This is a genomic window from Nocardia bhagyanarayanae (assembly GCF_006716565.1).
In the GTDB taxonomy this organism is placed as follows: Bacteria; Actinomycetota; Actinomycetes; order Mycobacteriales; family Mycobacteriaceae; genus Nocardia; species Nocardia bhagyanarayanae.
Window position 1 is genome coordinate 2,622,300 of record NZ_VFPG01000001.1, and the last position, 20,389, is coordinate 2,642,688.

General features: G+C 69.0%; 19 protein-coding genes and 1 pseudogene. 7 read left to right on the top strand and 13 right to left on the bottom strand.

Going from position 1 to position 20,389, the window contains the following annotated elements:
• Positions 1-40: 40 nt before the first annotated feature.
• Positions 41-1,033 carry an SGNH/GDSL hydrolase family protein gene (locus FB390_RS11025; RefSeq protein WP_141808871.1) on the bottom strand — a complete coding sequence of 331 codons (993 nt, stop codon included), beginning with the start codon at positions 1,031-1,033 and terminating at the stop codon, positions 41-43.
• A gap of 106 nt (positions 1,034-1,139) precedes the next feature.
• Positions 1,140-1,598, bottom strand: a complete 459-nt coding sequence (locus FB390_RS11030; RefSeq protein ID WP_141808872.1) for a hypothetical protein — start codon at positions 1,596-1,598, stop codon at positions 1,140-1,142.
• A gap of 186 nt (positions 1,599-1,784) precedes the next feature.
• On the opposite strand from FB390_RS11030, the gene FB390_RS11035 reads away from it, so the two are divergent.
• Positions 1,785-3,173 (top strand): cystathionine beta-synthase, encoded by a 1,389-nt coding sequence (locus tag FB390_RS11035; protein WP_141808873.1) that lies wholly within the window; start codon positions 1,785-1,787, stop codon positions 3,171-3,173.
• Positions 3,174-3,210: 37 nt separating this feature from the next.
• On the opposite strand, the gene FB390_RS11040 is transcribed toward FB390_RS11035, so the two are convergent.
• Entirely contained in the window at positions 3,211-3,978 is a 768-nt protein-coding gene (locus FB390_RS11040; protein ID WP_246123959.1) for a maleylpyruvate isomerase family mycothiol-dependent enzyme, read from the bottom strand.
• Positions 3,975-4,607: a TetR/AcrR family transcriptional regulator gene (locus FB390_RS33475; RefSeq protein ID WP_185756996.1), complete on the bottom strand. Its 633-nt coding sequence runs from the start codon at positions 4,605-4,607 to the stop codon at positions 3,975-3,977. The genes FB390_RS11040 and FB390_RS33475 overlap by 4 nt, the downstream gene beginning before the upstream one ends.
• A gap of 316 nt (positions 4,608-4,923) precedes the next feature.
• Between FB390_RS33475 and FB390_RS11050 the strand changes: the two genes are divergently transcribed.
• Positions 4,924-6,087 carry a mechanosensitive ion channel family protein gene (locus FB390_RS11050; protein ID WP_246123960.1) on the top strand — a complete coding sequence of 388 codons (1,164 nt, stop codon included), beginning with the start codon at positions 4,924-4,926 and terminating at the stop codon, positions 6,085-6,087.
• Positions 6,088-6,435: 348 nt separating this feature from the next.
• Here FB390_RS11050 and FB390_RS11055 read toward each other — a convergent pair whose 3' ends face one another.
• Together FB390_RS11055 and FB390_RS11060 are read right to left on the bottom strand one after the other, a co-directional pair.
• Positions 6,436-6,804, bottom strand: a complete 369-nt coding sequence (locus FB390_RS11055) for a DUF6401 family natural product biosynthesis protein (protein WP_141808876.1) — start codon at positions 6,802-6,804, stop codon at positions 6,436-6,438.
• 101 nt (positions 6,805-6,905) lie between these two features.
• Positions 6,906-8,084, bottom strand: a complete 1,179-nt coding sequence (locus FB390_RS11060) for an acyl-CoA dehydrogenase family protein (protein ID WP_141808877.1) — start codon at positions 8,082-8,084, stop codon at positions 6,906-6,908.
• A gap of 94 nt (positions 8,085-8,178) precedes the next feature.
• On the opposite strand from FB390_RS11060, the gene FB390_RS11065 reads away from it, so the two are divergent.
• Positions 8,179-9,324 carry a cystathionine gamma-synthase gene (locus FB390_RS11065; RefSeq protein ID WP_141808878.1) on the top strand — a complete coding sequence of 382 codons (1,146 nt, stop codon included), beginning with the start codon at positions 8,179-8,181 and terminating at the stop codon, positions 9,322-9,324.
• A 143-nt stretch (positions 9,325-9,467) separates the two neighbouring features.
• On the opposite strand, the gene greA is transcribed toward FB390_RS11065, so the two are convergent.
• Positions 9,468-9,965 (bottom strand): transcription elongation factor GreA, encoded by a 498-nt coding sequence (gene greA, locus FB390_RS11070; protein ID WP_067784632.1) that lies wholly within the window; start codon positions 9,963-9,965, stop codon positions 9,468-9,470.
• Between the two features lie 323 nt (positions 9,966-10,288).
• Complete coding sequence (locus FB390_RS11075) at positions 10,289-10,753, bottom strand: DUF4307 domain-containing protein (RefSeq protein WP_246123961.1); 465 nt, start codon at positions 10,751-10,753, stop codon at positions 10,289-10,291.
• A gap of 118 nt (positions 10,754-10,871) precedes the next feature.
• Here FB390_RS11075 and mca point away from each other — a divergent pair, with 118 nt between their 5' ends.
• The 3 genes from mca (at position 10,872) to FB390_RS11090 (ending at position 12,931) form a co-directional block, all read left to right on the top strand.
• Positions 10,872-11,738 carry a mycothiol conjugate amidase Mca gene (gene mca / locus FB390_RS11080; RefSeq protein WP_141811677.1) on the top strand — a complete coding sequence of 289 codons (867 nt, stop codon included), beginning with the start codon at positions 10,872-10,874 and terminating at the stop codon, positions 11,736-11,738.
• Positions 11,738-12,013 (top strand): hypothetical protein, encoded by a 276-nt coding sequence (locus FB390_RS11085; protein ID WP_141811678.1) that lies wholly within the window; start codon positions 11,738-11,740, stop codon positions 12,011-12,013. The genes mca and FB390_RS11085 overlap by 1 nt, the downstream gene beginning before the upstream one ends.
• Positions 12,014-12,367: 354 nt before the next feature.
• Positions 12,368-12,931, top strand: a complete 564-nt coding sequence (locus FB390_RS11090) for a TIGR03086 family metal-binding protein (RefSeq protein WP_141808880.1) — start codon at positions 12,368-12,370, stop codon at positions 12,929-12,931.
• A 170-nt stretch (positions 12,932-13,101) separates the two neighbouring features.
• Here the strand turns inward: FB390_RS11090 and FB390_RS34205 are convergent.
• The 3 genes and pseudogenes from FB390_RS34205 to FB390_RS11105 form a co-directional block, all read right to left on the bottom strand.
• Positions 13,102-13,518, bottom strand: a pseudogene (locus tag FB390_RS34205) (GtrA family protein); the annotation flags it as partial.
• A gap of 296 nt (positions 13,519-13,814) precedes the next feature.
• Positions 13,815-14,009 carry a ferredoxin gene (locus tag FB390_RS11100; protein WP_141808882.1) on the bottom strand — a complete coding sequence of 65 codons (195 nt, stop codon included), beginning with the start codon at positions 14,007-14,009 and terminating at the stop codon, positions 13,815-13,817.
• Between the two features lie 11 nt (positions 14,010-14,020).
• Entirely contained in the window at positions 14,021-15,244 is a 1,224-nt protein-coding gene (locus FB390_RS11105; protein WP_141808883.1) for a cytochrome P450, read from the bottom strand.
• A gap of 206 nt (positions 15,245-15,450) precedes the next feature.
• Here FB390_RS11105 and FB390_RS11110 point away from each other — a divergent pair, with 206 nt between their 5' ends.
• Complete coding sequence (locus FB390_RS11110; protein ID WP_246123962.1) at positions 15,451-18,585, top strand: ATP-binding protein; 3,135 nt, start codon at positions 15,451-15,453, stop codon at positions 18,583-18,585.
• Here FB390_RS11110 and FB390_RS11115 read toward each other — a convergent pair.
• Together FB390_RS11115 and FB390_RS11120 are read right to left on the bottom strand one after the other, a co-directional pair.
• Entirely contained in the window at positions 18,569-19,315 is a 747-nt protein-coding gene (locus tag FB390_RS11115) for an ABC transporter permease (protein WP_141808884.1), read from the bottom strand. The two genes, FB390_RS11110 and FB390_RS11115, sit on opposite strands and share 17 nt — an antisense overlap.
• Positions 19,312-20,253, bottom strand: coding sequence for an ATP-binding cassette domain-containing protein (locus FB390_RS11120; protein WP_141808885.1), 942 nt, complete (start codon positions 20,251-20,253; stop codon positions 19,312-19,314). The genes FB390_RS11115 and FB390_RS11120 overlap by 4 nt, the downstream gene beginning before the upstream one ends.
• Positions 20,254-20,389 lie beyond the last annotated feature (136 nt).

The following is a 20,389-nucleotide window of genomic DNA, read 5'->3' on the forward strand; positions in this document are numbered from 1 at the left end:
GGCTCCTTCGTACTTGCTGCTCAGTTTTGTACTGGCACATCTATGTGTACCGAACCTGTCGAGCGCCGGGAACGTCGCCCCGGCCATTGCGCGCTTCGGCGTCGTCCGCTGCGACCGCGCCGGATTTCTGAGCAACCAGCCCGCGCAGCCGGGCCGCGAGTCCGCGACGCAGGCCGTGCGCGCCGCGGTCGGTGTTCAGCCCCCGCTGTTCCAGGGCGGCGAGCAGCGCGGGAAGCACCCGCGCCGCGGCGAGTTCGTAGCCCGCGGCCGAGGGGTGGAAGCCGTCGGCGGAGAACATCTGCTCGGGCGCGGTGCGGAATTCCCGGCCCAGCTCGCCGAGCGCTACCGGGTGTCCGCCCGCGGCGGTGGTGACCGCGAACTGCGCCCTGGCCAGCCGCACGCTCCAGTTCCGCACGATGGTGCGCAGCGGCTGCGGAATCGCGGACACGGTCCCCAGATCGGGACACGTGCCGACCACGACGACGCTGCCCGACAGGTGCAGCCGGGCCACCGCGGCGCCCAGCCTGCGCGCCGAGGCGCCGATGGAGTGCTTCTTGGTGATGTCGTTGGCGCCGATGAAGATCACCGCGGCGTCCGGCGGCGGTCCCGCGACGAACATGGCGTCCACCTGTCCGGCGAGACCTTTGGAGGTGGCGCCGGAGATCGCCTTGGTGCTCAGCCGGATTCGTTTCCCGCTGGCCTCGGCGAGTGCGCGGGCGATGCGTACGCCGGGCACGCCGTCGGCGGTCAGGCAACCGACGCCTGCCGCGGTGGAGTCGCCGAAGATCATCAGGTGCAGGTCGGCGTGCTTGCCGGTGCGCCATGGCTCTGGCGCAAGGCAGCCCGCGGTGTAGATGCCGTCCGCCTCCGGCGGCTTGGAGGTGTCGCGGCCGATCACGCCGCGCGCGACACCGGCCTGCGCCATGAGCAGCCGATACGCGGCCCACGATGCGGTGCCCGCCCCGGAACCCGCGAGCAACGTCGCAGCACCGGTGACGGCGGCCGTTCGCCGGCTGATCCGAGGTGCTCCCACGCTCCGAGATTTTACGGGCTCGGCGCGACGAAGTCGGAAGCCGAAGCGTCCGGCGAGCGCTGCCGGGGACCAATGTCGGTCGCCCAGCAGCGAAGCGCGGGTCCGGCTAGATGACGTCGAACGTGCCGCGGGCCGGGATGCTCAGCGCGTCGGTGGTGACGGTGACCTCGATGCGGCCCGGGCCGGTGTCCTGGAACAGCGCGTACTGGATGCTGCCGTAGATACCGGTGACAACCGTGTTCTCGTAGGCGCCGGTCGCACCGGTGTTCAGGTTGCGCCACGCCACGGTCGTGCGCACCTCGCACAGCGGCGCGAGTGGGTACATGCCGGGACCGATGCCCGCCACCGGCAGCGCGCGGACGTTCAGAATCGCGCGGCCCGGCCACTCGGGGCTGGTGTCGGCCCAGGTCTGAATGGTGGTCCAGCAGAGTCCGCCGTGCGCGACGGTCGGCACCTGCGGGAACGACACCGTGGCCGCGCCGGCCTGCGCACCGGTCCCGATCAGCGCGGCCGTCGCCGTCGCGGCGAGGACGGTTGCGGCGCGAGCGATAGTGGGCTGCCTCATGTTTCCCGATCTTAGGGTCGCTCGGCCGACCGTGTGGCGTGTCGCCGAGGGGACGCTCCGAGCCGGCGTGCGCGAACTCACAGTGTTCGTCTCCGCCGCACTCCCTGGCCCCTGCGGGGTCGCGCCGCGCACCGCCCTCCGGGACCGTCGCTCATGCCGTGACGGGCCTTCTGCAACGATAGGGCTATGCGCATCGCGGATCACGTCGTGGACCTCATCGGCAACACGCCCCTGGTCCGGCTGAACAATGTCGTTGGACCGACCGACGGGCTCGTTGCGGCCAAGATCGAATACCTGAACCCGGGCGGCAGCTCCAAGGACCGCATCGCGGTGAAGATGATCGACGCCGCCGAGCAGGCCGGGCTGCTGAAGCCGGGCGGAACCATTGTCGAGCCAACCTCCGGCAACACCGGCGTCGGGCTCGCGCTCGTCGCGCAGCAGCGCGGTTACAAGTGCGTGTTCGTCTGCCCGGACAAGGTCTCCGAGGACAAGCGGAACGTGCTGCGCGCCTATGGCGCCGAGGTGGTGGTCTGCCCGACCGCCGTGCCGCCGGACCACCCGGACAGCTACTACAGCGTCTCCGACCGCCTGGTCCGCGAGATCGACGGCGCCTGGAAGCCGGATCAGTACTCCAACCCCGGCGGCCCCGACAGCCACTACGAGACCACCGGTCCGGAGATCTGGCGCGACACCGAAGGCAAGATCACCCACTTCGTCGCGGGCGTCGGCACCGGCGGCACCATCACCGGCGCGGGCCGCTACCTCAAGGAGGTGTCGGGCGGCAAGGTCAAGGTCATCGGCGCCGACCCCGAGGGTTCGGTCTACTCCGGCGGCACCGGCCGTCCGTATCTGGTGGAGGGCGTCGGCGAGGACTTCTGGCCGTCGGCGTACGACCCGGCCGTGCCGGACGAGATCATCGCGGTCTCCGACGCCGATTCCTTCGACATGACCCGCAGGCTGGCTCGCGAGGAGGGCCTGCTGGTCGGTGGTTCCTGCGGTATGGCCGTGGTCGCCGCCATCGAGGTCGCGCGGCGCGACCCGGACGCGGTCGTAGTCGTGCTGCTGCCGGACGGCGGTCGCGGCTACCTCTCCAAGATCTTCAACGATCGCTGGATGAGCTCCTACGGCTTCCTGCGCACCAGCCTCGACGGCAGCCCCGAGCCGCTGGTCGGCGACGTGCTGCGCGGCAAGTCCGGCGAGCTGCCCGATCTGGTGCACACCCACCCGTCGGAGACGGTGCGCGATGCCATCGAGATCCTGCGCGAGTACGGCGTCTCCCAGATGCCGGTCGTCGGCGCCGAGCCGCCGGTGATGGCCGGTGAGGTCGCGGGCAGCGTCACCGAGCGCGACCTGCTCTCCGCGGTCTTCGAAGGACGCGCGCAGCTCACCGATTCGGTGGCCGAGCACATGAGCCCGTCCTTCCCGCTCATCGGTTCCGGCGAACTCATCTCCGCCGCGACCAAGGCGCTGTCGGACACCGACGCGCTGATGGTCGTCGAGGACGGCAAGCCGGTCGGCGTCATCACGCGCCACGACCTGCTCGGCTTCCTGAGCACCGGCCGCATCGGCCACTGACCCGCCACGCCGCACAAGCGGGCGCGGCGAATCTCGTTCAGAACGGGACTTCGGTGGCGAGCAGGCCCGTGCCGTCGGCGCGACCCGAGAGGGTGCGGCAGAACTCGATCGCGTCGAGTTCGAGCGGCTCGGCTTCCCCGTTGGTCCAGGCGCCGCCCGCGGGTCCGGTGAGGGTGAGGCGGTATGGGCGGCCGTGGCGTTGCGCCCATTCGTGGACCACGTCGTCGACGAGGACGCCGTCGTGTTCCGCGGTGGTGGTGAACTCCCGGCCGGTCGCGCGGGCCAGGTCGACGCGGTGCATCCACGGGTCGCGGGTCAGGATGACGTCGAGCAGGTAGCCGAAGCTCCACTTCTCGGCGTACCCGTTCACCACCTGCGTTCCAGGCATCGGCAACGCGCGCAGCAGCGCGGGAGTGCGGCGGCGGGTCTTCGCGGCGCGCGGACCCAGCTCGGCGAGCATCGCGACCAGCTCCTCGGGCGAACGCGTGCCGAACTCGCGGACCTGCAACCCGGTCAGCGCGTCGATCATCCGTGCCTCTCCGTTGGGCCGCTTGTTGGCGATCCGGTTCTGGCGCAGGTTCTCCCGCGGTGACGCGGCCATCGCCGCCATCCCGACGACATGCGAGATCATCTGGTGCACAGTCCACTCCGTGCAGTCGGTGGGCTTGGACCAGTCTTCGGCGCCGAGCTCGGCGGCGGCGTCGTGGACCCGCGTGTACTCGGTGGCGGCCAGACGCATGGCCGTGGCGCGATCCAGCGCGGATCGGCGCATACCGGCCGGGGCCGGGAATGTCGTGGTGGTCATCGTGACCTCCTGGATGTTCGGGGTTTCTCGTTGTCTTCGGGCAGGCCGACGCCGTCGGACCACATGTCGACGGCGCGGTCCAGCAGCCGTCTTCTGCTGTCGCCGCCCGGATCGTTGGCCAGCTGCTGGTCGACGAGTCCGGCGACGAGCGCCATCCAGATCTCGATGTCGCCGCGGTCGGTGACGCCGATGTCCGCGAGGCGGTCGAGCAGCATCCGCAGCACCCGTTCGGCGACGGCGTAGGTCTGTTCGGACGGCTCGAAGCCGGGCAGTGTGCGCTGGTTCATCAGCTGGTAGCGCGGCAGGTCCGCGACCGAGAAGTCGAAGAAGTTCCTGGCCAGGGCCCGCATGAGCGGGCGTGGGGACGCCGGGAGTCCGTCGTACACCCGCTGGGAGATCGCTTCGCACTCCGACCACGCCTGGCCGTACATGGCGTCGTAGATCGCGTTCTTCGAGGGGAAATGGGTGTAGAGCGAAGGTGCCCGCATGCCGACCTCGGTCGCGACCGCGCGCAACGTCAGTTGGGCGAGGCCGTGTTCGCGGGCGAGGGTCCACGCCGCGTCGAGGATCTCCCTGCGGGTTGCCTCACGGCGTTCGGCCTTCCTATCGCGAATAGATTCGCCTAACACAGTTAGGAGCCTTCTCCCGATCACCTCTGATGTCAATAGGCTATGAATGCCGACAGCTACTGGATTGGCGGTCGCCTCGGAACTCGTTCGGCCCGTACACATCTCAGACCCGCTGCCTGGGCGCGCCTTCGCTCGCGGCGGGGGAGCCGAGGCTCGCCGCGCGGTGAATTTGGTCGGCATGTCGAAACAGGCAAATTCTTCGCAAATTGGGGATTTCGGTGTATTTCCGGGGGTATAACCGGCCTGGAAAGTCGCCTCGGCAATCGCCCTGGCGTAATCGGATAGCGAAGGGAAGGGCGCGGTGTACACCTCCAGTTTGGCTATCGATTTCCAGCAAGGGCTTTCGGACGCGTGGAGTTCCATCGCGACGTTCGTGCCCAAGCTCGCGGGCTTCCTTGTCATCCTGCTGATCGGCTGGATCGTCGCGAAGGCGGTGGCGAAGATCGTCGACAAAGTGCTGGAGCGGGTCGGCTTCGATCGACTCGTCGAGCGCGGCGGGATCAGAAGAATGCTCGAGCGCAGTAAATACGACGCGTCGGACCTGCTCGCCAAGCTCGCCTACTACGCGATCCTGCTGATCGCGCTGCAACTCGGCTTCGGCGTCTTCGGGCCGAACCCGGTCAGCGACCTGCTCGCCGGCATCGTGTCCTGGTTGCCGAGGGCCGCGGTCGCGATCGTCATCATCGTCGTCGCGGGCGCCATCGCGCACGCGGTCCGCGAACTGGTCACCAACGCGCTCGGCGGCCTGTCCTACGGCCGCATGCTCGGCACGTTGGCCGCGGTGTTCGTCTGGGGTGTCGGCATCATCGCGGCGCTGAACCAGATCGGCATCGCCACCACGGTCACCACGCCCATCCTGATCGCCGTGCTCGCCACCGTCGGCGGCATCCTGGTGGTCGGCGTCGGCGGCGGTCTCGTCCGGCCGATGCAGCGGCGCTGGGACAACTGGCTGCGCAATCTCGAGCAGGAGGTGCCCGCAATGCGCGGCCATGCGGAGGCGTACCAGCGTGGCCGCGAGGACGCGTCCCGTGAGCAGCAGTGGGCGGCTCAGCCCGCGCGCACTCAGCAGCTGACGCCGGAAGAGGCCATGGCGGGCGGCCGCCAGCAGGGTGGTTACCCGCAGCAGCAGGGCGGTTACGTCGAGGGCCAGGGCGCGGGGTATGGCCAGGGGCCCGGCGGCGGCTACCCGCAGGGTGGTCAGGGTGGCACCTATCCGCAGGGTGGCCAGCGCGGCGGTTACCCGGAGGGCGGTGGCTACACCGAGGGTGGCGGCAGGCACGGCTACCCGGAGGGCGGCCAAGGTGGCGGCTATCCGCAGCAAGGCGGTCAAGGTGGCGCCTACCCGCAGCAAGGCGGCCGCGGCGCAGGTTATCCGCAGGGCGGTCAGGGTGGCACGTATCCGCAGGGTGGTCAGGGCGGTTATCCGCAGGGCGGCAGTGAGTACACCGAGTACGGCGGTGAGTCGCCCGATACGCGGTAGTGCTGGAAATCGAGACGTCCGCCCCGGGTTCGCCCGGGGCGGACGTTCGTTGTGCGGGGGCCGATTTCTTGGCCGGATCTCCCGCGCCGCGTCGAGCTCAGGGTCGGCCCTACGGCACCCGCACGCTGATCGGCAGCGCTGGCGTCGGGGTCGTGCCGGACTGTGTTGTTTCCGGTGGGCGGTGGAGTGCGCCGCAGGCCGCGGTGGTCGCACAGCAGTAAGAGGGGGCGTCGGCGTCCCGGCCGGTGATTTCGACGAATGCGCCTGGAATGGGCCGATCGCTCCGAGCCGGTCATGGGATCGAAGCCCGCCGAGCTCGCGGCGGACGTGTATCCGAGGCGAGAACGCCTATCGGGAAGGCTGGTCGCCCGCGTACAGGCAGACGCCCGCGAGTCGCATCTGCAACCAGTCGGCTTGAACCCAACCGAGGGCGTCCGCGGGCGGCTCGCTCACCATGGGCGCGGCATCCGGCTCGCCGACGTGGTCGAGCAATCCGCGGACGTATCCGGCGAGCAGCACCTCGGCGGGCACCGAGGAAGCGCCTTCGATACCGAAGTCGAGGATGTCGCGGACGGCGGCGGCGTGCTGATCGAGCGCCGCCGAGACCGCGGGAAATTCCGCGGCGGCGGTCCGCGCCGGCACCCCGTGCGTCGTGTGCAGGCGGTTCAGCATTCGGCGCGCCGACACTTCGAGCAACGCGGGACCCAGCAAAAACACCCGGCAATGCTAGCAATCGGCGGACGTATATCAAAATGTGATGTTCGACCAATTGCCGGTTTTCAGCTGAGAATTGCCACAGCAAATTACGCGCGTGTGATTCAGCGGAAGGCGTTGGCGTCGGTGAGCGCCTTGCCGAGCACGAGCTGGTGCACCTCCGCGGTCCCTTCGTAGGTGAGCACCGACTCGAGGTTGTTCGCGTGCCGCAGCACCGGGTAGTCGAGGGTGATGCCGTTGGCGCCCAGGATGGTGCGGCACTCGCGAGCGATCGCGATGGCCTCCCGGGTGCTGTTCAGCTTGCCCGCGCTGATCTGCTCGGCGCTGATCTCGCCGCGATCCTTGAGCCTGCCGAGGTGCACCGCGAGCAGCTGGCCCTTGCCGAGCTCCAGCGCCATGTCGGCGAGCTTGCCCTGGGTGAGCTGGTAGCCGGCCAGCGGCTTGTCGAAGACCTCGCGCGACCTGGCGTATTCGATGGCGGCGCCGAGGCAGTCGCGGGCCGCGCCGAGGGCGCCGAAGATGATGCCGAAGCGCGCCTCGCTCAGGCAGGCCAGCGGCGAGCTCAATCCGCGCGATTCCGGAAGCACCGCGTCGGCGGGCAGTCGCACGTCGTCGAAGTCGAGTTCGGCGGTGATGGACGCGCGCAGCGACAGCTTGCGGTGCATCTCGCGCGCGGTGAAGCCGGGCGTCCCCGCGGGCACCAGGAAACCGCGCACCACGGGCTTGGCGTCGCCGTCCTCGGCGTAGGCCCAGACCACCGCGACATCGGCCACCGAGCCGTTGGTGATCCACATCTTCGATCCGTTGAGCACCCAGTCGTCGCCGTCGCGCTTGGCCCTGGTGCGCATACCGCCTGGATTGGAGCCGAAGTCGGGTTCGGTCAATCCGAAACAACCGAGCGCGGCGCCCGCGGCCATGTCCGGCAGCCACCGCTGCTTCTGCTCCTCGGAGCCGAACTTGTGGATCGCGGTCATCGCCAGCGAACCCTGCACCGAAACCATGCTGCGCACGCCGGAATCGACCGCCTCCAGCTCCTGGCAGGCCAGGCCGTAGGCCGTCGCCGACATCCCGGCGCAGCCGTAGCCGTCCAGGTGCATGCCGAGCAGGCCGAGTTTGCCCAGCTCCGGGGCGATTTCGCGAGCCGGGAAGGTGCCCGCCTCGAACCAGTCGGCGATGTGCGGGCGCAGCCGCTGCGCCGCGAAAGCCGCGACGGTATCCCGGATCTCCCGCTCTTCCTCGGAGAGCAGGGCATCGATCGCGAACAGTTCTTCGACAGTCACCATGGTCTCAGCCTAATTGGCCGCCGTCGCGGTGAGACCCGCGTCACGGCGCGCCCCGGGCGGATGGCCCTGGAGTGGCTTCTCTACGCTGTCCCCCATGAGTGAGCTGGGATTCTCCACACGCGCCGTGCACGCCGGATACGATCCCGATCCCCAGACCGGCGCGGTCAACGTGCCCATCTACGCGAGCTCGACCTTCGCCCAGGACGGTGTGGGCGGGCTGCGCGGCGGCTACGAGTACGCCCGCACCGGCAACCCGACGCGGACGGCGCTGGAAGCGAACCTCGCCGCGCTCGAATCCGGCCGCTACGGAAGGGCTTTCGCGTCCGGCATGGCCGCGACCGACTGCGCGCTGCGCGCGACGCTGCGCCCTGGCGATCACATCGTCATCCCGGACGACGCCTACGGCGGCACCTTCCGGCTGATCGACAAGGTGTTCAGCCAGTGGGGCATCGAGCACTCGCCCGCGCACGTGTTCAACACCGACGAGATGCGCGCGGCGATCCGCCCGAACACCAAGCTCATCTGGGTCGAGACCCCGACCAACCCGCTGCTGAGCATCGGCGACATCCCCGCGCTCGCCGACATCGCGCACGCCGCGGGCGCGAAGCTGGTGGTGGACAACACCTTCGCCACCCCGTACCTGCAGCAGCCGCTGCTGCTCGGCGCCGACATCGTGGTGCACTCCACCACCAAGTACCTCGGCGGCCACTCCGACGTGGTCGGCGGCGCGCTGATCACCGACGACAAGGAACTCGACGCGGCCTTCGCCTTCCTGCAGAACGGCGCGGGCGCGGTGCCCGGCCCGTTCGACGCGTTCCTCACCATGCGCGGCACCAAGACGCTGGCGGTGCGGATGGAGCGGCACTGCGACAACGCCGAGACCCTCGCCGAATTCCTCGCCAAGCACCCGGCCATCGCCCAGGTCATCTACCCCGGCCTGCCCGAGCATCCCGGACACGTGGTGGCCGACAAGCAGATGCGCCGGTTCGGCGGCATGATCTCGGTGCGCCTGCACGGCGGCAAGGAAGCCGCGCTCGACTTCTGCTCGCGCACCAAGGTCTTCACCCTCGCCGAGTCGCTCGGCGGCATCGAATCGCTGATCGAGCATCCCGGCGCCATGACGCACGCGTCCACCGAGGGCTCGCTGCTGGAGGTGCCCGCCGATCTGGTGCGGCTCTCGGTCGGCATCGAGGACATCAGCGACCTGCTCGCCGACGTCGAGCAGGCGCTCGGGAAGTAAGGACAGAGACAGGGATGGAGACGACGAAGCGGCCGCACTCGGGATCGAGTGCGGCCGCTCGCGTATCTGCCGGGTTTTCTCGTGGCGGATCCGGTCGGCGACCGGGCCGGTGCCTGCGCGCCGACGGCGGGCGCGCGGCGCGATCAGCCGTGGTACGGCTCGGCGCTGACCAGCGTCACCTTCATGGTGTTGCCGTTCGGCAGCGTGTACTCGCGGGTCTCGCCGACCTTCGCGTCGATGAGCGCGCCGCCGAGCGGGGAGTTCGGCGAGTAGGTCTCCAGGTTGGAGTTGCCGCGCAGGCCCTCTTCGCGGGTGGCGATGAGGAAGGTCTCGGTGTCGGACTCGTCGCCGTCGTAGTAGACCTTCACGACCGAGCCCGGCAATGCGACGCCGGACTTGGTCGGCGCGACGCCGACCTTGGCGGTGTTCAGCAACTCCTGGAGCTGGCGAATGCGGGCCTCCTGCTGGCCCTGCTCCTCGCGCGCGGCGTGGTATCCGCCGTTCTCCTTGAGGTCGCCCTCTTCCCGACGTTCGTTGATCTCCGCGGCGATGACCGGACGGTTGGCGATGAGCGCGTCGAGTTCGCCCTTGAGCCTGTCGTGCGACTCCTGGGTCAGCCAGGTCACGTTCGTCTCGGTCATCTCGATCACTCCCTAGTAGTTGTTCCCGGCGGGCCGGGATTCCCTGATGCACTGCTGCATTACCCACCTTGGGGCGGGCATGCACCAGCCGACGGCTAGAGCGATCCCCGGGGGTTGGTTCCACGGACCCCAACAGGACGTTCCGGGCAAACCCGAAAACCCGGAACGTGCAGCGCTGGCCGCCAATGCAGCAAACACGGCTCCGGGGTGCGGAACCGTGTATCACGCCATTTTAGCATGAATCACAAACATGCAGGTCGGAGTTTGTTTTGTCGGCGTCGCACCGCCGTTTCGCTTCCGAATGGGCCTATCTGGGCGGGCGATCAGCCCGCGCGCAGGTACCCGGGAACGTGCTCGCTGCACCCGTAGACGTCGCCCGCGGCGGGTCGTGCGGACGAGCGAACCGTGGTGGTGACTTCGACGGTGCCGCTCGGCGACGGCGGGATCAGCACCTCGCGGCGGCCCACCTCGGCGGTGTCCCGGTCCATCGCGCGCACGAAGCAGACCACCGGTTCGCCGGGCTCGGCGCGGGTGACCTTGAGCCGGACGGTGATGGTCGAGTCGTCGACGATCGTGTAACCGAGCTGCTCGGCCTCGATCTCCTTCGGCCCGAACTTCTGGAATCCGAGGAACGCGACGCCCAAGCCCGCGGCGACCACGACGACGCCGGAGATCAGCGCCAGTCTGCGGCGCGGCGTCCGCGGTTTCGTCCCGTAGCGGTCGGCGTGTCGCGCTGCCTGGTCGGCGGCCGAGTCGCCGCTGCTCGCGGGCGTCGGATCGCTCGTCACTGGTCGCTCCCGGGGGGTACGTCGGAACAAAAGACGGTCGAATGGAACTATAGGGAACGAAGACCCGACACCCGCGACCGAGAGCGATGGTGAACGAGACGTGAGTGGCCTTCGCCTCATGGCGGTGCACGCCCACCCAGACGACGAATCCAGCAAGGGTGCCGCGACGACCGCCCGATACGCCGACGAGGGCCACGAGGTCCTGGTCGTGACGTTGACCGGCGGCGAACGCGGCAGCATCCTCAACCCCGCGATGGACACACCCGGGGTGCTGGAGCGCATCGATGAGATCCGTCGCGAGGAGATGGCGGCCGCGGCCCGCGCGCTCGGCGTGCGCCAGACCTGGCTCGGTTTCGTCGACTCCGGCCTGCCCGAGGGCGACCCGCTGCCGCCGCTGCCCGAGGGCTGCTTCGCGCTGGTTCCGCTGGAGGAGGCGACCGAGGCGTTGGTCCGTGTGGTGCGCGAGTTCCGCCCGCACGTGATGACCACGTACGACGAGACCGGCGGCTACCCGCATCCCGACCACATCCGCTGCCACCAGGTGTCGGTGGCCGCGTTCGAGGCGGCGGGCGATCCGGAGCGCTTCCCCGACGCGGGCGAGCCGTGGACGCCGCTCAAGCTCTACTACGACCACGGGTTCAGCATGAAGCGGCTGGAGCTGTTCGCCGCCGAGTACGAGCGGATGGGCGAGCCCTTCCCGTTGCAGGAGTGGCTGGACCGCATCCGCGCGTACGCGGTGGAGCGCGGCGACGTGATGTCGCGGGTCACCACCCAGATCGAGTGCGGCAAGTACTTCCCGCAGCGGGACGACGCGCTGCGCGCGCACGCCACCCAGATCGATCCGAACGGCGCGTTCTTCGCGATTCCGCTGGAGATGCAGCAGCGGCTGTGGCCGACCGAGGAGTTCGAGCTGGCCAAGACCCGCGTGCGCACCGCCATCCCGGAGAACGACTTGTTCGCGGGTATCGAGGACGCGACCCGGTGATGTTGGTACTACTCGCGCAAACCCCGAACACTCCGACGGGCCCCGAATTCGGCAAGGCATCGCCGCTGGGTCTTGCCATCGTTCTGCTGCTGCTCGCGGGCACCTTCCTGCTGGTGCGCTCGATGAACCGGCACCTGAAGAACCTGCCGCCGACCTTCGAGCCCGAGCATCCGGAACCGGATCAGCAGGCCGACGAAGGGACCGACCACGGCGCCGTGCAGCGCGCCGACGGGCCCGACGACGCGGGGGCCGAGGGTCGACCGCAGACCGGTTGAGCACCGTTGCCGCGGTAGCGTGATGCGCTTACCGGCCGGTGATTTCGACTTCCACACGGCGCGTTGTCGAGTGGGCTGACACTCGGCGCGAGTGCCGAGTTGGTCACAGCTCGGGCCGGAACCGGTTCCAGATCCGCCTACCCGGCTGTCGGCGTTGCGATCGCCAATTCTCTTGGCGCGCAAGGCTTTTACCTGCATGGGGAGATGCTGTCGAAGCCGCGGATTCGCGATTGTCCGCCGGGCGCAAGCGTTTTCGCCGTGCTGCGGGGCGGGTGCGTGCCCCGCTGCGTCGGCCGACACGTGTCAGCCGGTCGTGCTATCAATGCTCCAACTCCGCTCGACCGAAGGATGCCCATGGACACTCTGATCGGCCACATCGACCGCGCTCTCGACATGACCGGCGCCATCGTCGCCGCAGTCGACGACGACCTGCTCGCCGCGCCGACACCGTGCAGCGACTGGGATGTGCGGGCGGTGCTGAACCACACGGTGGGCGGGATGCACACTTTCGCGGCCGCGCTGAGTGGGAACGATCCGCGGGGTGCGCGCGGCGACGACTGGCTGGGCGGTGACCCGCAGGGCGCGTACGCGGCCGCGGCCGAGGTGGATCGCGCCGCGTGGCGCAGGCCCGACGTGCCTACCGCGACGGTGAACCTCGGGCTCGGCCCGACGCCGGGACCGGCCGCCGCGATGATCCACCTCACCGAGGTGGTGGTGCACGGCGTGGACATCGCCTTGGCGATCGACCGCCCCGATCTGGCCGACGACGCGCTGTGCGCCCAGATGCTCGAGACGATGCGCGGCATGGGTGGCATCGACGTCTACCGCACGCCGGGGATCTACGACGCCGAGGTGTCGATTCCGGACGACGCCCCGCCGCACCGCAAACTGCTGGCCTACACCGGCCGCAAGTGGTGAAACGCGGTCGCGAATGACACGGCGCCCCGCTCCGTCCGGTGCGTGGCGAGCCGACGTGGGCACCCCGGCTCGGCGCTGACGTCACCTCGGGGTTGCCGAAGCGGCCGGAGTCCAGGCCACTGCTCGCGCGGCACCGACAGCGATGGCTCGTCGGAATCGACCCTGTCCGGAAAGACGAAGCCGCGCAGCGCGAGAAAGCGCATGCCGCCGACCGCCGCCATGATGGCGATCACGGCGCCCGCCTGCGCGATCTCGCCGAGACCGGGTGCCATGAACTCGAGACCGGCCAGCGCCGCCGTGGAGATCAGCAGGCCGATCAGCGCGAGCCCGCCGCCTTCCCACTGCGCGGTGAACCAGCCGACCCGTCCGGCCGCGTGGAAGGTGAGCTGCCGGTGCAGTTCGTTCGCGATGACCGTGCTGACGATCGAGCCCGCGATATTGGCGACCAGCGGTCCGAACCCGTTCATGGCCATGAACAGCAGGGCGTAGGCGATATTGCTGGAACCGCCGACCAGGGCGAAGCGGATCAGCTGGGCCCAGACGTGATCACCGCGCAGGAACCGGGTCGCGAGGGCGAGCCATTCCATGAACGGCACCGGACGGCGGCCCGCGCCGATATCCAGATCGATGCCAACGTGAATCATATTGTCCCCGTAGATCTTTCGCAGCCCCGAAGCCGCAACCGCTGTGCTGTTCACAGGAACACTGTCGCGGTCCCCGCTGATACCGCCCTGACGCCGAACTGACATGCCGACTGACACAGTGTTCGGCCTGGTCCCGCGCCGGACGTTCGGCGAGCGCGGACGAAGACCCGGAGGTTGCGGCTCTCGGCGACCGGCCAGGAAAGCGGTCCGCTACCGCTTCGGCGGTGTCGATCGGCGGCTCAGGACTCGTCGAGGTGAAGTGCTCCGGACGGGCAGGCATCCAAGGCCTCCCGCAGCGCCGAGTGATCCTGTTGCGGGCGCGGATCGAGCAACCGCACCCTGCCGTCGTCATAGTCCTGATCGAAGATCGCGGGCGCGAGGAGAGCGCACATACCCGCGCCGATGCAGCGCTCCCGATCCACCGAGATTCGCATTCCCATCTCCCTTACGAGGCCGTCGTCCAGGTGACCGGCAGTTCGTGGACGCCGTAGATGTTCATGTCGGTCCGGAGCCTCACCTCCTCGGCGGGGATGGCGAGCTCGAGCGTCGGGAAGCGACGCAGCAGTCCCGCGAAACCGGCGCGCATCTCGATGCGGGCCAGTTGCTGGCCGAGGCACGTGTGGATGCCGTGGCCGAAGGCCAGACGACCACGGGCCTCGCGGCGGATGTCCAGGGCGTCGGGGTTGTCGAAGCGCTCGGGGTCGCGGTTGGCGGCCAGCAGCGAGACGACGACGGTCGATCCCTTGGCGATCGTCTCGCCGCCGATTTCGATGTCGTCGGTCGCGTAGCGATAGAAGATGTCGGCGACGGACAGGAAACGCAGGAGTTCCTCGACGGCGTCGGGCACAAGATCCGGGTTCGCGCGCAGCTCGGCCAGCTGCTCGGGGTGTTCCAGGAGCGCGAAGGTGCCGAGTCCGAGCATGTTGGCGGTGGTCTCGTGGCCCGCGAGCAGCAGCAGGAAGGCGATGCCGGTCAGCTCCTCGACGCTGAGTTCGTCGTGGCGTGCCAGGTCGGACAGTATGTCGTCGCCGGGTTCGGCGCGCTTGCGGACGACGAGTTCGGCGAGGTAGGTGGTCATCGCGCCGTACGCGGCCATCTTCTCCTCGAGCGGCTGGTCCTTGACCAAGAACTTGGCGGAGTTGACCTGGAAGGTGGCCCGATCCGCGTAGGGGACGCCGAGCATTTCGCAGATCACCAGGGACGGCACCGGCAGCGCGAACTCCTCGACCAGGTCGACCGGCGGGGTCATCCGCGCCATCTCGTCCAATCGCCGCTCGGCGACGTCGATGATGTGCTCTTCGAGCTGCTTCATGCGTTTGACGGTGAAGGCGCCGGTGAGCATGCGCCGCAGCCGGGTGTGGTCCGGCGGGTCCATGGCGATGAACAAGCCGGGAATCTGCGGGGACGGTTCGGTGGCGACGGGCATGCCGGGCGTCTCGTACGGCACGTGCAGGACGCCGATGTCCTGGCGCGAGCTGAACCTGGTGTCGGCCATGACTTGGCGGACCGCGTCGTATCCGGTGACGAACCAGCCCTGGTGACCGTCGGGGAAGACCAGCGGACTGACCGGGCGAGCGTCGCGCAGCCGGGTGATCTCGCTGGGCGGGGCGAACGGGCCCGCATCGCGTTCCATGGGGAGGCCGTGCGGGATGGGAACCGTGCCACTCATCGGATTGCCTTTCGTTTCGGTTGTCCAGACCACGGTCGCCGAGGGACCTGTCATGCGACTGACACGGCTCTGACACCGGAGACACGGGTCACCAGGCCCCATGCGACTCCGGACCGAACACCCCGAATCGTGCGATGACAAGGCGAAATTCGGCGGCCGGACGTCCGCCGAGGGCCCATGGCAAGATCAGCCGGGTGCAGATCGGGATGCTTGGACCATTCGAGGTGCGCACGGACGGCGGTGATCTCGCCGACGTGCCGGGCGCGCGCCTGCGCGGGCTGTTGATCGCGCTCGCGCTCGAACCGGGTCGCGCGGTCCCGAAAGCAACGCTCGTCGACTGGATCTGGGGTGAGAATCCGCCCTCCGACGCGGCGAATGCCTTGCAGCGGTTGGTGTCCCGGCTGCGGAAGGCGCTGCCGGACGGGTCGATCGAGGGTCAACCGGACGGCTACCGACTACGGGTGGAACCCGACGCCGTCGACGCCGTGCGGTTCGAACGCCTCGTCGCCCAGGCCCGCAACGACGAGGATCCGCGCCGGCTGCGCGAGGCCCTCGCACTGTGGCGCGGCGCGGCAATGCAGGACATCGGTTTGCGGGAGAGCGCGGCGTTCGACGCGGCGGTCACTCGTCTCGAGGGACTGCGCCTCACCGCCATGGAGGATCGGTTCGACGCGGAGATCGGCCTCGGCCACGGCGCGGAGCTGGTCACCGAGCTGACCGACTTGGTGGCCGCGCATCCGGTGCGAGAACGGCTCGTCGCCGCGTTGATGCGCGCCCTCGTCGCGACCGGCCGCGATACCGACGCGCTGCTCGTCTACGAGCGCACGAGAGAGACCCTGGCCGACGAGCTGGGTGTCGATCCCGCACCGGAGCTGTCCGCATTGCACGTCGCGCTGCTGCGTGGCGAGTTGAGCAGGCGGGAGGACAACCGGAAGACCAACCTGCGCGCCGAGCTGACCAGTTTCGTCGGCAAGGACGGCGATGTCACCGCCGTCCGCGAGCTCAACGCCGACCATCGGCTCATCACCCTGATCGGGCCGGGCGGCTCGGGAAAGACCAGGCTGGCCACCGAGACCGCGCGGACCTTGCTCGGCGACCTGCCGGACGGCGTCTGGCTCGTCGAGCTCGCGGCCATCGGCGCCGATGGTGACACGGGCGGCAACAGCGTCGCGCAAGCGACCCTCGCGGCGCTCAAACTGCGGGATGCGCTGCACGGCGAGGCTTCGGACGCGGAGCCGACGGATCGGGTGGTCGCCGCGATCCGCGAGCGGGCGATGTTGCTGATCCTGGACAACTGCGAGCACGTGATCGAGTCGGCGGCGGCGTTCGCCCATCGAGTGCTCGGGGAATGCAGGCAGCTGCGGATTCTGGCGACGAGCAGGGAACCGCTCGGCATCACCGGTGAGGCGCTCTGGCCGGTCGTGCCGTTGGCCCTGCCCGCGGCGGACGCCGGCCCCGACCAGATCGAGTCCAGTCCGGCCATCCGGCTGCTGCTGGATCGAGCGAGCGCGGTGAACAAGGACCTCGCGACCGACGCCCGCACCTTGTCGACGGCGGCGCGTGTCTGCCGGGCGCTGGACGGTATGCCGCTGGCCATAGAACTCGCCGCGGCGAGGTTGCGCACCATGTCGCTCGATCAGCTAGCCCATCGGCTCGACGACCGGTTCCGACTGCTGACCGGCGGCAGCCGCACCGCGCTGCCGCGGCACAAGACACTGCGCGCGGTGGTCGACTGGAGCTGGGAGTTGCTCAGCGACGCCGAACGGGCGGTCCTGCGCAGGCTCGCGGTGTTCTCGGGCGGCGCGAGTTTGGAAGCGGCCGAGCGGGTTTGCGCTTGCGATGTGGTCGACACGGGTGACGTGCTCGAGTTGCTGACCGCGCTGACCGAGAAATCGCTGGTGCTCACCGTCGACGACCGCGCGCCGCGCTACCGGATGCTCGGCACGATCAAGGAGTACGCCGAGCAGCGGCTCGCGGAGGCGGGGGAATCGGATCGGACGCGCCGCGCGCATCTCGCGTATTTCACCGAACTCGCCGAGATCGCGGATCCGCATCTGCGCCGCGCCGAGCAACTGGCCTGGCTGGCCACGCTCGACGCCGAGCACGACAACATCGCTGCCGCGATGCGCGGTGCGCTCGCCGCGGGTGCGGCGGACGGGGCCATGCGGCTCGCCGCCGCCGCGGGGTGGTACTGGTGGCTCGGCGGGCACAAGGCCGAGGCCAACGAGCTGATCATGGCGGCAACGGCGCTGCCCGGCGAGGTGGCGGACGAGACGAGGGCGATGGTGTACGCGTTCGTCGTCCAGTTCGTGACCTCCGGGCCGCAGAGCGACCAGTACCAGGCCGAGGAGTGGATCCGCAAAGGGTACGAACTGAGCACGCGGGTCGAGAGCCGTCACCCGGTGCTGCGATTGCTCACCCCTCTGGAACGCCTGTTGCACGGGCCGGACGCCTTCCTGCCCGCGTGGGAAGCGCTGCTGGACGACGAGGACCCCTGGGTACGGGCCCTCGGCCGCCTGCAACTCGGCAAGATGCGTATCCAGCTCGGGCAGGGCGGCCGGGATGCGGACACCTGCCTCGAGACGGCGCTCACCGAGTTTCGCGCGATCGGCGAACGGTGGGGTATCTCGTTCGCGCAGACCGAGCTGGCGAATCGAATCGCCGTGCGCGGCGAGTTCGCCGCCGCGTGCGAGCACTACGAACAGGCGATCGCGGTTGTCGCCGAGATCGGATCCGTCGAGGATGTCGTGCCGATGCGGTCGCGGCAGGCCCAGTTGTACTGGCTGGCAGGCGATGTCGAGTCGAGTGCGGCGGCGATGGCCGAGGCGCAGCGGCTCGCGGAACGCGTCTCCTGGCCGATCGTGCTGGCCGAGCTGGCGCTGTCGAAGGCGGAGCTCGCCCGCTGGAGCGGCGACGCCGAGCAGGTACACCGGGAACTCGACGTCGCGACGCAGCTGATGGGCGATGACGCCGAGCGGCCGAATATCCGTGCGATGAAACACGATCTGCTCGGCTACCTTGCCGAGGATCTCGACGAGACCCGTGCGCATCGCGTCGCGGCTTTCGAAGCGGCGTCCGAGGCGGCGTACCCCCTCTTGATCGCCCAAGTGCTCACCGGGATAGCGGATCTGGCGCTGCGTGACGAACAGTACGAGCAAGCCGCGCGGCTGCTCGCGGCGAGCGCCGAGCTGCGCGGTCTGCCGGATCGTTCCAACCCGGATGTGGCGAGAATCGAGCAGGCAGCGCGAAACCGCCTCGGCGAGAAGGGTTTCGCCGAGGCGGTTCGGGAGGGTTCGGAGCGGAATCGGACCGAGCTCGTCGAGGTCACGCTCGCTTCTTGAACGTCGCGGACGCCCAGAGGTAACCGACCACCGCGATACCGACGCACCAGGCGACGGCGGTGAGCGCGTCGCCGGTGTCCGGTGCGCCGACGAGCAGCCCGCGGATGGTTTCGATGATCGGCGTGAAGGGCTGGTACTCCGCGAACTGCCGCAGCCCCGGACCCATCTTCTCGGCGGGCACGATCGCGCTGCTGAAGAACGGCAGCATGACCAGCGGCACGGACGCCATGCCCGCCGTTTCCGGAGACTTCGCAGCCAGTCCGAGAGCGATCGTGAGCCAGCCCGCCGCGAAGCCGAGCAGCACGACCATGCCGATCACGCCGAGCCAGTCGAGGATGTTCGCCGAAGGGCTGAACCCCAGCAGGAAGGCCACCCCGAGCAGGGCGGCGATGGCGACCAGATTGGTCAGCACGGTGGCGACGACGTGTCCGGTCAGCACGGCTCCACGGGAGACGTCCATGACCTTGAACCGATTGATGATGCCCGTCGTCATGTCGGAGTTCACCGCCGTCGCGGTGGCTCCCAGCCCGTAGCAGACGGCCAGCAGGATCAGTCCCGGTGTCGCGTAGTCGATGTAGTCGACGCCGACGTCGAAGGCGTCGCCGAACATGTACACGAACATCAGCATGATGATGATCGGCATAAGGACCGCGTTGAACACCGACGTCGGGTTTCGGGCGATGTGTTTGAAGTTGCGGCGCAACATGACCATCGAGTGGGACTTGCTCATTTCGCTGCTACCTCCGTGGTGCGGCCGGTCAGGGTGAGGAAAACGTCGTCGAGGTCGGGCGTGTGCACGGAGAACTCCTCGGCGCCGAGCGAGTACTCGTCGAGCCTGTCCAGCAGGGCGCGAAGCGATCTCGTCCCGCCGTCGCTGGGAACCCGCAGGGTCAGCGCCTCGTCGTCCCGCGTGGAGTCGGGGAAGAGACGGGCGGCCGCCTCGAGTTGGGTGATATCGGTGAACCGGAGCCGGACGTGCGTTCCCGGGATCTGGCGCTTGAGTTCGTCGGGCGTGCCCTGGGCCACCAGGCGGCCCTGATCGAGCACCGCGATCCGGTCGGCGAGCTGGTCCGCCTCCTCGAGGTACTGGGTGGTGAGGAAGATGGTCACGCCGTCGGCCACCAGGTCACGGATGATCGACCACATGGTGCGGCGGCTGCGCGGGTCGAGTCCCGTCGTCGGCTCGTCCAGGAAGATGATCCGCGGGTTGCCGACGAGTGTCATCGCCAAATCGAGCTTGCGGCGCATACCGCCGGAGTAGGTCGACGCGGGCTGCTGCGCCGCCTCGGTCAGCTCGAAGCGTTTCAGCAGCTCGGTGACGATCCGCTTGCCCTCTTCGGCAGGGGTTCCGGTGAGGTCCACCATCAGTTGCAGGTTCTCGTGCCCCGTCAGCAGCTCGTCCACCGCCGCGAACTGACCGGTGACGCCGATCGCCGCGCGCACCGCCTTCGCCTCGGTCGCGACGTCGTGGCCCGCGACGCGTACCGACCCGCCGTCCGCCGCTGTCAACGTGCTCAGCACGTTCACCGTCGTCGTCTTACCGGCCCCGTTCGGTCCGAGCAGGGAGAAGATCGTGCCCGCACGGACATCCAGATCGATGCCGTCGAGCACGACCTTGTCCCCGTAGGCCTTTCGCAGTCCGGAGACCGCAATCGCTGAATTCGTCATGCGAGTACCATCGGCGCCCGCCCTGACACCCACCTGTCACGCCGCTGTCACGACCACTGACACGACGGGCCTGACATTTCGCCGCTTCGTGTCGTCGTTCTGGTGAGGCGGTCGAAACCCGGTGTTCCGGTGACTA

What these genes read in the sequence shown, in the direction of transcription:
- FB390_RS11030 (WP_141808872.1), bottom strand. Translation starts at nt 1,598, where the DNA reads ATGAGGCAGCCCACTATCGCTCGCGCCGCAACCGTCCTCGCCGCGACG.
- FB390_RS11035 (WP_141808873.1), top strand. Translation starts at nt 1,785, where the DNA reads ATGCGCATCGCGGATCACGTCGTGGACCTCATCGGCAACACGCCCCTG.
- FB390_RS11040 (WP_246123959.1), bottom strand. Translation starts at nt 3,978, where the DNA reads ATGACCACCACGACATTCCCGGCCCCGGCCGGTATGCGCCGATCCGCG.
- FB390_RS11060 (WP_141808877.1), bottom strand. Translation starts at nt 8,084, where the DNA reads ATGGTGACTGTCGAAGAACTGTTCGCGATCGATGCCCTGCTCTCCGAG.
- FB390_RS11065 (WP_141808878.1), top strand. Translation starts at nt 8,179, where the DNA reads ATGAGTGAGCTGGGATTCTCCACACGCGCCGTGCACGCCGGATACGAT.
- greA (WP_067784632.1), bottom strand. Translation starts at nt 9,965, where the DNA reads ATGACCGAGACGAACGTGACCTGGCTGACCCAGGAGTCGCACGACAGG.
- mca (WP_141811677.1), top strand. Translation starts at nt 10,872, where the DNA reads ATGGCGGTGCACGCCCACCCAGACGACGAATCCAGCAAGGGTGCCGCG.
- FB390_RS11085 (WP_141811678.1), top strand. Translation starts at nt 11,738, where the DNA reads ATGTTGGTACTACTCGCGCAAACCCCGAACACTCCGACGGGCCCCGAA.
- FB390_RS11090 (WP_141808880.1), top strand. Translation starts at nt 12,368, where the DNA reads ATGGACACTCTGATCGGCCACATCGACCGCGCTCTCGACATGACCGGC.
- FB390_RS11100 (WP_141808882.1), bottom strand. Translation starts at nt 14,009, where the DNA reads ATGCGAATCTCGGTGGATCGGGAGCGCTGCATCGGCGCGGGTATGTGC.
- FB390_RS11105 (WP_141808883.1), bottom strand. Translation starts at nt 15,244, where the DNA reads ATGAGTGGCACGGTTCCCATCCCGCACGGCCTCCCCATGGAACGCGAT.
- FB390_RS11110 (WP_246123962.1), top strand. Translation starts at nt 15,451, where the DNA reads ATGCTTGGACCATTCGAGGTGCGCACGGACGGCGGTGATCTCGCCGAC.
- FB390_RS11115 (WP_141808884.1), bottom strand. Translation starts at nt 19,315, where the DNA reads ATGAGCAAGTCCCACTCGATGGTCATGTTGCGCCGCAACTTCAAACAC.
- FB390_RS11120 (WP_141808885.1), bottom strand. Translation starts at nt 20,253, where the DNA reads ATGACGAATTCAGCGATTGCGGTCTCCGGACTGCGAAAGGCCTACGGG.